At 36.7% G+C, this 1,049-nt stretch carries 1 protein-coding gene; it reads right to left on the minus strand.

The window, feature by feature from the left end; translation table 11 throughout:
* Positions 1-14: 14 nt before the first annotated feature.
* The gene (locus HMPREF2984_RS01015) at positions 15-959 is read right to left on the minus strand and encodes an IS30 family transposase (RefSeq protein WP_070670045.1); all 945 of its coding nucleotides are present in this window, start codon (positions 957-959) and stop codon (positions 15-17) included.
* Positions 960-1,049: the final 90 nt, after the last annotated feature.

A 1,049-nucleotide genomic window follows, 5' to 3' on the forward strand; every position in this document is an offset into this window, starting at 1 on the left:
CCTAAATTGTCAAATTAAGTTAGACTTTTCAAGTAACTCAGAAAAACTTGGTATGGTGTTTGATAATTCAAAGACTTCCTAGGAATTCTATTTTTTTTATCAGCTATAGCTGATAAATAATTTTGAGGAATATTTGTAAAATCCATTTGTTTCGGTAGTCCATTTCGTCTTAATAAGCCATTAGAATGTTCATTGAGGCCTCGTTGCCCAGGACATCCTGGGTCCGCAAAGAAAATATCAATGTCATGTGCATTCGAAATAGATTTCCAATTAGAAAATTCTTTCCCACAATCAAAAGTGATCGACTTAAAGAGATGGCTGGGGACTTGAGATAACCATTGATTGATGGAAGTCTCAATATCACTTGCTTTCCGTCCATTGGTTTTCAGTGTGATGATGGCTTTTGAGCAGCGTTCTACTAAGGTAATGACTGCACTTTTGTGTTTTTCTCCCACAATTGTATCCCCTTCTAGATGACCGAATTCCGTCTTAAAATTAGGATAACTGTCTGCTCTCTCACGTAAATCTCTGCGAAACGCTTGTTTTCCTCGTTTTTCGCTATGACCATTTGGTTTTCTTTTGCCTTTCCAAGGGAGATCTTCTTTCTTTAAAATACCACGGTCTGCTAGTCGATAGAGGGTTCTCATAGAACAAGAAACCCTATCTGGATAAGTTCCTTTAATGACATCAAGGCTCCAATTTTCTTCTAAATGAGTCTGGATAAAATCTTTTTCTGATTGCGTCAGACTTGTTTTATTCCTGCCCCAACGTTTCTTATTGACTTTATAACGGTTGTAGTAATCATATGCAGAGTGCCCCTCTTTCAGATAGTTGATGACAGTGTAGATTGTCTGTTTTGATCTGCCAAGTGAAGTCACAATATCTGAAACTTTTATGTTTTCTTGATAGTAAGCCTCTATCATTACAAGCTCGTTTGTGGTAAGATGAGTATAGGTCATTTATGTTAGTTCCTTTCAGACAAATGTGGTGTTTATCTGAGCCTAACATAGATGGCTTTTTCTGTCTAGCTTAATTTTACAAATTGGGTT

The sequence above is a fragment of the Streptococcus sp. HMSC066E07 genome (assembly GCF_001814695.1).
GTDB lineage: Bacteria > Bacillota > Bacilli > Lactobacillales > Streptococcaceae > Streptococcus > Streptococcus hominis.

Excerpts from the sequence above, each read along its gene's own strand:
- HMPREF2984_RS01015 (WP_070670045.1), bottom strand. The coding sequence starts at position 959 with ATGACCTATACTCATCTTACCACAAACGAGCTTGTAATGATAGAGGCT.